Source organism: Sinomonas soli (assembly GCF_054782415.1).
This window is the reverse complement of the sequence record NZ_BAAGSN010000015.1, coordinates 85,976-94,809: the sequence shown is the minus strand read 5'-3', so window position 1 is coordinate 94,809 and position 8,834 is coordinate 85,976. Positions and strand designations below refer to the sequence as shown.

The 8,834-nt window shown below is 72.1% G+C and carries 9 protein-coding genes; 5 read left to right on the top strand and 4 right to left on the bottom strand.

Annotation, left to right across the window (positions count from 1 at the left end; genetic code table 11):
- Window positions 1–3 precede the first annotated feature (3 nt).
- Window positions 4–501: a uracil-DNA glycosylase family protein gene (locus ACYVKZ_RS13860; protein ID WP_460993181.1), complete on the bottom strand. Its 498-nt coding sequence runs from the start codon at window positions 499–501 to the stop codon at window positions 4–6.
- 1,142 nt (window positions 502–1,643) lie between these two features.
- On the opposite strand from ACYVKZ_RS13860, the gene ACYVKZ_RS13855 reads away from it, so the two are divergent.
- The 3 genes from ACYVKZ_RS13855 (at window position 1,644) to ACYVKZ_RS13845 (ending at window position 4,038) form a co-directional block, all read left to right on the top strand.
- On the top strand, window positions 1,644–2,087 hold the full coding sequence (locus ACYVKZ_RS13855) for a GNAT family N-acetyltransferase (RefSeq protein WP_460992826.1): 444 nt from the start codon (window positions 1,644–1,646) through the stop codon (window positions 2,085–2,087).
- A 109-nt stretch (window positions 2,088–2,196) separates the two neighbouring features.
- Window positions 2,197–2,367, top strand: coding sequence for a hypothetical protein (locus ACYVKZ_RS13850; RefSeq protein ID WP_460992825.1), 171 nt, complete (start codon window positions 2,197–2,199; stop codon window positions 2,365–2,367).
- Between the two features lie 144 nt (window positions 2,368–2,511).
- Complete coding sequence (locus tag ACYVKZ_RS13845; RefSeq protein ID WP_460992824.1) at window positions 2,512–4,038, top strand: DHA2 family efflux MFS transporter permease subunit; 1,527 nt, start codon at window positions 2,512–2,514, stop codon at window positions 4,036–4,038.
- Window positions 4,039–4,077: 39 nt separating this feature from the next.
- Here ACYVKZ_RS13845 and ACYVKZ_RS13840 read toward each other — a convergent pair whose 3' ends face one another.
- The gene (locus ACYVKZ_RS13840) at window positions 4,078–4,872 is read right to left on the bottom strand and encodes an SDR family oxidoreductase (RefSeq protein WP_460992823.1); all 795 of its coding nucleotides are present in this window, start codon (window positions 4,870–4,872) and stop codon (window positions 4,078–4,080) included.
- Window positions 4,873–5,114: 242 nt separating this feature from the next.
- Window positions 5,115–6,509 carry a pirin family protein gene (locus tag ACYVKZ_RS13835; protein ID WP_460992822.1) on the bottom strand — a complete coding sequence of 465 codons (1,395 nt, stop codon included), beginning with the start codon at window positions 6,507–6,509 and terminating at the stop codon, window positions 5,115–5,117.
- A gap of 335 nt (window positions 6,510–6,844) precedes the next feature.
- Here ACYVKZ_RS13835 and ACYVKZ_RS13830 point away from each other — a divergent pair, with 335 nt between their 5' ends.
- Window positions 6,845–7,252: an ArsR/SmtB family transcription factor gene (locus tag ACYVKZ_RS13830; RefSeq protein WP_460992821.1), complete on the top strand. Its 408-nt coding sequence runs from the start codon at window positions 6,845–6,847 to the stop codon at window positions 7,250–7,252.
- Window positions 7,249–7,737: an SRPBCC family protein gene (locus ACYVKZ_RS13825; protein ID WP_460992820.1), complete on the top strand. Its 489-nt coding sequence runs from the start codon at window positions 7,249–7,251 to the stop codon at window positions 7,735–7,737. The genes ACYVKZ_RS13830 and ACYVKZ_RS13825 overlap by 4 nt, the downstream gene beginning before the upstream one ends.
- 213 nt (window positions 7,738–7,950) lie before the next feature.
- Here the strand turns inward: ACYVKZ_RS13825 and ACYVKZ_RS13820 are convergent, their stop codons facing one another.
- Window positions 7,951–8,832, bottom strand: a complete 882-nt coding sequence (locus tag ACYVKZ_RS13820; protein ID WP_460992819.1) for a rhomboid family intramembrane serine protease — start codon at window positions 8,830–8,832, stop codon at window positions 7,951–7,953.
- Window positions 8,833–8,834: the final 2 nt, after the last annotated feature.

Genomic DNA, 8,834 nt, shown 5'->3' with positions numbered 1-8,834 from the left:
GCGCTAGGCGCGGCCGGCCTGCAGGCCCGCGCGGGCCATGGCGTCGGCGTATGCGCGGCCCATCTCGATGAGCCACTCGGTCTGGCGTTCCTTCGAGCCGGCGAACGCGCGCCCGTGGAGGGCGCGGGCCTTGTAGACCTTGAGCCCGCGGCGCCAGATGAGCGGGTTGTCCGTCTTGAGGAGCATCTGCGCGAGGCGGTTCGCCTCGGTGCCGTGGGCCACGATCGCCGACACCCTCGGGACGGTCTTGAGGAAGGTGAGCAGCGGCTTGAGGCCGGCGTGCAGCTGCTCGGGCGTGAGCTTGCCGTTGGCCTCGCCCGGGGTGTACCAGGGGTAGGCGTTCCAGGGCATGATCCACTCCGGCCGCAGGCCCAGCTGGTACTGGAGCCCGAGCAGGCGCGTCGCGGCGGCGTCGTCGCCGGCCCAGACGTAGCCGCGGGGGCTGGCCTCGCCGGTGTTGGAGAACAGGCTCACGATCCGGCACTCGTCGACCGAGTGCATGGGGTCGACGTACGGGACCTCGAAGCCCGGGCGCAGCTTGCGCAGGAACTCCACGTGCTGGTTGACCGCGGCGATGTGGGGCGCGAAGTTCGGGTCGGAGGCCGGGAGGTCCGCGGCGGCGGGCGCCTCCTCCTGCTCCTGGGCGGGCGCCTCCTCCTGCTCCTGGGTGCGCTCCTCCTCCTGCGCCGAGGTCACCTCCTCCGAGCCCGAGGTCACCTCCTCCGAGCCCGAGATCACCCCGGAGGACGCGTCCGGGGTGGCGAGCACGAGCTCGAGCTGCTCGGCGGCACGCACGGCATCCTGCTCGGCCGCCGTCGAGGCGTCGAGCGCAGCCTGGGCAGCCTGCTCGGCCGCGGAAGCCTCGGCGGCGGCAGCCTTCGCGGCAGCGGCCTTCGCGACGGCGTGCGCCACCGCCTGCTTCGCCGCGGCGGCGGCCTCGTCGGCGGCCGCCCGGGCCCTCTCCGCAGCGCGGCGGGCGGCGGCGGCAACCTCGTCGGCCGCGGCTGTCCGCAGCACGTCGGCCGCAGGAGCGGGCGCGGCGTCAGGTCCAGTCATCGGCGCGGCCTCGGGTTCGCCCACCGCAGCGGCAGCAGCCGGGGCCCCAGCAGCAGCGGCCACATCCACACCTGCGGCGGCGCGGCGCTCGGCGATGCTCGTCACGACCACCTCGGACGCGGCGGGGGTGCCCTTCGCGGTGGCCTTCTTCGGCGCGGGCGATCCCGAGGACGCCTTGGCTGCCGCCTTCTTGGGCGCGGCCTTGGGCCTCACGGGCTCCGCGTCGTCGTCATCCTCGTCGGAGGCGTCGAAGAGCCCCGCGAAGAGGTCGTCGAGGCGGTCGTCGTCCTCGTCCTCCATGTGGGGGCTGTAGCCGAACCCCTCCTCGTACTTCGCGTCGAGCTCGGAGCGGAAGTCGGAGTCGAAGTCGTCGTAGTAGTCGGGCTCGGCCAAAGCGGTCATGAGGTCGGGGATCTCCTCTTTTCGGGCGCACGCCGTTTCCGGGCGCGAAGGGGGGCTGCGTCCGTGTCGGGCTGTCGTGGGGTGGCGAGCCGTGGGTGGCTCAGCTGTCCGAGTGTAGCAAGCTGCAGTTGGGCCTGAGGTCGCCCACCGTTCACCTTCCGTGGCGGAGCGCGTAAGCTCGGGCCGTGGATGCGGACAACGCGCCCAACATCACACTCCGCCGCCTCGGCCCGCACGACGCCGGCCGGCTCACGGCCGCCTCGGATCTGTTCGATGCCCCCGTCACGGACGCGGGCGCCCGCGAGTTCCTGGCCAAGCCGGGCCACCACCTGCTGCTCGCCGAGGATGCAGAGGGCCGGGCGGTCGGCTTCGTGAGCGGCGTCGAGACGGCCCACCCGGACAAGGGCACCGAGATGTTCCTCTACGAGCTCGCCGTGGCCGAGGGCTGGCGGCGCCGCGGCCTGGCCTCCCACCTCGTCAATGCCCTCGCCGAGATCGCCCGGGAGGCCGGGTGCTACGGCATGTGGACGGCCACGGAGCAGGACAACCAGGCGGCCCTGGCCACCTACCGCTCCACCGGGGCCCGTCTCGAACCCGGGACCACCGTCGCCGTCTACGACTTGGCCTGAGGGGCCGGCATGGTCGCCCCGGTGCGGGAGCGCCGGGGGCCCACCCGCTGGGGCGCGGGGGTCTGGGGCCACGCGGCTGCCGACCCTGACCCGGACGGCAGCGTTCGGGTTGGGCGCCCCGCCGGAATGGCTCCTGCGCACCGGTTCGTTCCACCTGATCCCCCGGGTCACAGCTGCCGACGCCGGCTCGGCATCGGTCGCGTGGATCCTCGCCATCACCGCGGCCCTCCCCGCTGCGGGATTCCTCGGCTACCGCGTGTGGAGCATCCGCGGGGGCTGAGCCGTCCCGCGCCTGTCCGATGTGCCCGCCTTCTGGAAGAATGGGAGCCTTCCCCGCGTTGGACTCGACACCGGTCCTGCGCCGGGCGCGCCCCGGCGCCGCACCCTCCCCTTGTCCTTCCCTGAAAGCACCTCAGGAGAACCCTTGCCTCCCGCATCCGAGCACCCCTCGCCGTCGGCCGCCCCGCGCGCCGCGACGCCGCGCGAGGCGCACCCCATCAGCCCGGAGAACCGGCTCGTCGTGACCGTGCTGGTCGTCGCCGCCTTCGTGGTGATCCTCAACGAGACGATCATGAACGTCGCCCTGCCGCGCCTGATGACCGAGCTGCACGTCGACGCGCCCACGGTCCAGTGGCTCTCCACCGCGTTCATGCTGACGATGTCAGTGGTCATCCCGACCACGGGCTTCCTCCTCCAGCGGCTCTCGACCCGCACCGTGTACATCCTGGCGATGAGCCTGTTCAGCACCGGCACGCTGCTCGCCGCGCTCGCGCCGGGCTTCGGGGTGCTGCTGCTCGCGCGCGTGGTCCAGGCCTCCGGCACGGCGATCATGATGCCGCTGCTGATGACGAGCGTGCTGAACCTCATTCCCGTGCCGCGCCGGGGGCAGGTCATGGGCACCGTCAGCATCGTCATCTCCGTGGCACCCGCCGTGGGTCCCACCCTCTCCGGGCTGATCCTGCAGTTCTTCTCGTGGCGGTTCATGTTCCTCACGGTGCTGCCGATCGCGGTCGCCGCGCTGCTGTTCGGGGCCGCGAAGCTGCGCGGGGCCTCCGGCGGGCAGCGGAGCGCCCTCGATGCACTCTCGGTGCTGCTCTCGGTGCCGGCCTTCGGCGGCGTGGTGTACGGGCTCAGTCAGCTGGGCGGCGAGGGATCGGGCGGACTCGGTCCGGCCGTGCCGCTGCTGGTCGGGGCCGCGGCGCTGGCGGCCTTCGTGCTGCGGCAGCTTGCGCTCCAGCGCTCCGGCTCGCCACTGCTGGACCTGCGCGCCTTCGCGTATCCGATGTACACGGTGGCGACGGCGCTGCTCATGGTGGGGATGATGGCCCTCTTCGGGGTCGTCATCCTCCTGCCGCTCTACCTCCAGCAGCTGCGCGGGCTCGACACGCTCGGAACGGGCCTGCTCCTCCTGCCGGGCGGCCTCGTCATGGGGCTGCTCGCGCCCACAGTGGGTCGGTGGTTCGACCGGGTCGGCCCGGTGCCGCTGACCCTGACGGGAACGTCCCTCATCACCGCCGTGCTCGGGGCGCTGGCGTTCATCACCGCGGAGACGTCGGTGTGGCTCGTGATGGGCCTGCACATTGTCCTGTCGCTCGGGCTAGCCTTCCTGTTCACCCCGACGTTCACGAGCGGGCTGAATCCCCTGCCGCCGCGCCTCTACAGCCACGGCTCGGCCATCCTGAGCACCCTGCAGCAGGTGGCGGGCGCGGCGGGGACGGCGCTGCTCGTCGCGGTCATGGCCGGCACGGCGCAGGCGGCCAGGGCGAGCATGCCCGCGGCGGACGCCGCGATGGCCGGATTCCGCGCGGCGTTCCTCGTCGCGGCCGTGGCCGGGGTCGCCGCGATCGTTCTCGCTGCCTTCCTCCGGAACCGGCCCGCGGACGAGGCGGGGGAGCACGGCCCGTCCGAGCCGCATGCCGCACCCTCGGAGCCGCGGCAAGCGGTCGGATAGGTTCCCTACCCCGGAATATGCCATAGAGGGAATCCAAGGTCAGAGGGCCGAGAAGCCTCCGTCGGCGTGGAGGAGCTGGCCGTTCACCCAGCCGCCCGGGCCGCTGAGGAGGAAGGCCACCACGGCGGCAACGTCTGCCGGGGTGCCGAGGCGGCCCCAAGGCTGCCGGGCGCCCAAGGCTGCGCGGGTGTCGTCATCCATCCAGCCGGTGTCGACTGGCCCCGGATTGAGGACATTGGCCGCGATGCCCTGCGGGGCCAGCTCACGGGCGGCCGCCATGACGATGCGGTCGAGTGCCCCCTTGCTTGCCCCGTAGGGCATATTGCCCACTGTGTGGTCGGAGGTGAGGGCCACGATGCGCCCCGCACCGTGCCACTCGGCCGGGAACTGCCGGGCGTAGGCGCGGATGAGGAGCCAGGAGGCCCGGGTGTTCACCGCGAAATGCCGGTCGAAGGATTCGAGCCCCGTGTCCAGCAGCGCCGAGTCGACGGACTCCGCATGGCTGAGCACGAGCGCCCTGACCGGCCGCTCGCCGCCGGCCTCCGCCAGGAGTCGTTCCGGGGCTGCCTGGTCGGCCAGGTCCGCCTCGATCGTCGCCACGGAGGCCGCGAGCCCGCGCAGTTCCTCGGCGATGGCCTCGGTGTCGGCGGGCTGCACGCCCCAGGGCATGCGGCCGTCGTAGGGGCGCCAGAACGAGAGGGCCAGGTCCCACCCCTGGCGCGCGAGCTCGCGGGCGATGCCCGCGGCGATACCGACGGTGCGTCCTACCCCCGTGACGAGCGCGAGGGGCCGATCCCCGTCCGTCGGCAGGGGTCCATCCACGGTGGGCTCCATCCGGCCATGCTAACGGCGCTCCCGTACCCGGAAGGCGGAAGCGGCGCCGAGATCCGTACCCGAAACGCCGCATCGGCGACGAGATGCGTACCCGGAACGGAGGGGGCGAGGTTGTGCACGGGGTGTGCACAGCGTCGGCCAAGTTATCCACAGGGTGTGGGAAAGTCGGTGGATACCGGCCCGCTGCAGGGAACTACATCGGTGTGAGTTATCCACGGCGTGGACAACCCTGTGGACAAGCCTCAGTCCTCGTCCATGACGAAGCCGTCCTCGACGAGGTCCGCGTAGTCGGGGTGCCGCTTGAGGAAGGCTCGGACGTAGGGGCAGTAGGGCCGGATCCGGCGTCCCGCCGCGCGCACGTCGTCGAGCGCGTAGGTGACGAGCCTGCTCGCGAGCCCCATGCCCGAGTAGCCGTCGGCCACCTCGGTGTGGTCGAACGCGTAGACGGAGCCGCCCTCCTTCTCCCGGTACTGGGTGAAGCCGGCAACCACCCCTCCCACGTGCACCTCGTAGCGGTGCTTCTGGTCCGCGTGGACGAACTCCGTCTTCCCAGACTGCCTCTCGGATTCCTGCACGGTCATGGGTGCCTCCTTCTCGGCTGTTCCTGCAGTGCCGTGTGGCGTGTGCGCGCTCGGCCGTGGCCGGAGCCTGACGTTGGGCAGCGGGGGAGCGGGCAGCGCCGCCTCGCCCCCGGTGAGCTCGACGACGGTACCGAACGGTGCGCCGTCGTCCGTCGGCCCCTGCCCCGCCAGCTGCCCGTTCCACGCATCGCGGAAGGCCACGACCTCCTCGTGGGAGCGGCCCACGAAGTTCCACCACATGGTGATCTCCTCGGGGAATGGCGGCCCCCCGAGGATCACCGCGCGCACCGGGCGCGGTCCCTGATTGGCGAGCCGGATGCGGCCGCGTCCCGGGGCGAGGAAGGCCAGGTGCGCCTCGGCCAGCGCGGTGCCCTCGACCTCGAGCGCCCCACCGTCGGCGAGAATCGCGTGCTCGAACTCCTCCGCGACCTCCAGGAGCGCCTCGCCTCCCGGGTCGAGGACGGCCTCGGCGCCGAGCAGTGCCGTATACGTGCGGACGGGGGAGGACGACCCGTGCAGCGAACCGAGGAACACCCGCAGCTCCCCCGCGCGGGCCCCGTTCCGGTCGTGGAGCCCGACGGCGGGCGGCACGTACCGCTCGAACCCCGGAGGGGCGGAGCGGAACGGCCCGGGCAGCGCTGTCCACAGCTGGACGCCGTGCAGCGTGGTCGTCTCGGGCGTCGAGTACTCGGAGTGGTTGATGCCCCGCCCCGCGGTCATGAGGTTGAGCTCCCCGGGACGGACCCTCGCCCGGTGGCCCGCGCTGTCACGGTGCTCGATCTCGCCCGTGAAGAGCCAGCTCACGGTCTGCAGGCCGGTGTGCGGGTGCGGCGGGACGCGCATGCCGCCGGTGGAGGAGACGTCGTCGGGACCGTAGTGGTCGAGGAAGCACCAGGCGCCCAAGAGGGAGCGCTGCCGGGATGGGAGCGTCCGGCGCACGGGCATGGCCCGCGGGCCTCCGAGGGGCACGTCGCGGGGTTCGATGACCTCGATTCCCTGCGCGGCGGGCTCGTCCGCGCAGAGTGTCTCGGCCGGGTCGAGTTCAAGATTGCTCACGCCAGCTACCTCCTTGGCCCGAGCCTACGCCCGGGCGCCGACATCGGGGAGGAGCCCGGGCGGTTGTCAACAGCGTTATGCCCAGAGTTATCCACAGGCTGGGGACAAGGCTGGGGGAACAGACCGGTGGAAGCGCCCCCCGGGCGCGCCTGCACGCGGCGCGCGGTGTGAACTACACGCCTGTAAGTTACGCACACTGTGGACATCCCCTGTGGACAGAGACCCTTGACCGCTGCGGGGGACGGGCGTAGCTTGGATATAATCAACCATCTAGTTGAACAACCGATACATTGAACAGCGTCCCTCCCCGGACGCCGCACGGAGGTCCAGCGCGGATGAGCTCCGCCCCACCCGTCACGGAAACCGAGGAAGACCGGCTCGACCGGGCCTTCGCCGCGCTGTCCGATCCCCTCCGGAGGAAGCTCGTGGCACGCCTCGCCCTGGGGGATGCCACAGTCAACGAGCTCGCGGCGCCGTTCGCCGTGACCGTCCAGGCCGTCTCCAAGCACCTGAGGGTGCTCGAGGATGCCGGCCTGATCACCCGCAGCCGCGACGCCCAGCGCCGCCCCTGCCACTTGGAGCCCACCGCCTTCGGCCCGCTGGCCGCATGGATCGATGCCTACCGGGAGCGCACCGAGGAGAAGTACCGGCGCCTCGACGCGGTCCTCGCGGCCGAGCCGGACCGCGGTGGGAAGCACGACGCGGCCCACACGGCCGCGCAGCAGAGAGGACACCAGCCATGACCACCACCCAGACCTCGACCGTGGCCGCCGAACCAGGCCTGCCGTTCGTCGACGTCGTCCGCGAATTCGACGCTCCCGCCGACCGCGTGTTCCGCGCCCACACCGACCCCGCGCTCTTCGCCCAGTGGATCGGTCCCCGGGCCTACACCACGGTGATCGACCACTTCGACGCCCGCAGTGGCGGTTCGTACCGCTTTACCCAGACCGGTGCCGAGGGTGCGAGCTACAGCTTCCACGGGTCGTTCCACGAGCTGACGGCACCGCGGCGCATGGTCCAGACCTTCGAGTTCGAGGGCGCGCCCGGGCACGTCTCCCTCGACGCCGCCGTCCTCGAGGACCTCGACGGGGACCGCTGCCGGCTCAGCGTCCACTCGTCCTTCCAGACGGTCGAGGCGCGGGACGCGATGCTCGCCGCCGGGATGACTGAGGGCATGAACGAGGGCTACCAGCGGCTCGACGAGCTGCTCGCGTCGGGAACCGCCTGAATCCACAGCCGTCCACAGCGTCGGCCCCATCTTGTCCACAGGCTGGGGACCGGGCCCTCCAACCGCGCGCCGCTCGCCTCCGGAAGGCCTGTCGTGGCCCGGGACCGCGGGGGCGCCGGTTGGCGCGCGCGTCCCTCAGTTTGTGCACAGATGTGGAAAACCCCTGTGGAGAAGACTCTCCACAGGGGTTCCAGAGGGTGCCTGCCTACCGCGCTACAGCGAGATGCCCCCGAGGGCGGGCACGCTCGAGACCTTCACGACCGTCGCGAGCGTCAGGAGGACGGCGACCGCCACGAGGCCGCCGGCCTGGACCGCGAGGCGGGCCCGGCCGCCCGGCGCATAGGCGATGACCGCCGTCGCCAGGGCCCCGGTGACGAGGCCGCCCAGGTGCGCCTGCCAGGCGATGCCCGGGACCACGAAGCCGAGCACGGCGTTGATCACGATCAGCACGACGAGCTGGCGGACGTCGCCGCCGCGCTGGCGCTGCACCACGAACAGGCCTCCGAACAAGCCGAAGATCGCCCCAGAGGCCCCGATCACGGCGACGGGCTGGCCCGGGGCGAGCAGCAGGAATCCGACCGATCCCCCGATCGCCGAGAGCAGGTACACGGCCAGGAACCGGGCCCTGCCCAGCAGCGGCTCGAGGGCCTGTCCGAACAGCCACAGCATGTACATGTTGAGGACGATGTGGAGCAGGAAGCCCTGGGAGTGGAGGAATGCGCTCGTGAGCATGCGCCACGGCTCGGCCGCGGTCAGCGTGGCCGAGTTCGCGTAGGCGAAGTCCGCGTAGACGGCGTTGCCGGGGATGATCCACTGCAGCGCGTACACGAGCGCGCACACGGCGATGATGCCGATGGTCACCGCGGGCCGGGTGCCGGGCCGCGCCCGGCCCCCGTAGACAGTCCGGGTGGCCCGGGCATTGCCGGAGAGCTCGCGGACGCAGTCCACGCACTGGAAGCCCACGGCGGCCGGCCGCTGGCATTCGGGGCACGCCGGCCGCCCGCAGCGCTGGCACGTCACGTAGGAGACGCGGTCAGGGTGGCGGGGGCAGACGGGGACGGCGTCGGGGCCGGCCGCCGGGCTTCCTTCAGTCACGT

Coding starts and splice junctions, on each gene's coding strand:
- ACYVKZ_RS13860 (WP_460993181.1), bottom strand. CDS start 501: ATGCACTCGGTCGACGAGTGCCGGATCGTGAGCCTGTTCTCCAACACC.
- ACYVKZ_RS13840 (WP_460992823.1), bottom strand. CDS start 4,872: ATGGAGCCCACCGTGGATGGACCCCTGCCGACGGACGGGGATCGGCCC.
- ACYVKZ_RS13830 (WP_460992821.1), top strand. CDS start 6,845: ATGAGCTCCGCCCCACCCGTCACGGAAACCGAGGAAGACCGGCTCGAC.
- ACYVKZ_RS13825 (WP_460992820.1), top strand. CDS start 7,249: ATGACCACCACCCAGACCTCGACCGTGGCCGCCGAACCAGGCCTGCCG.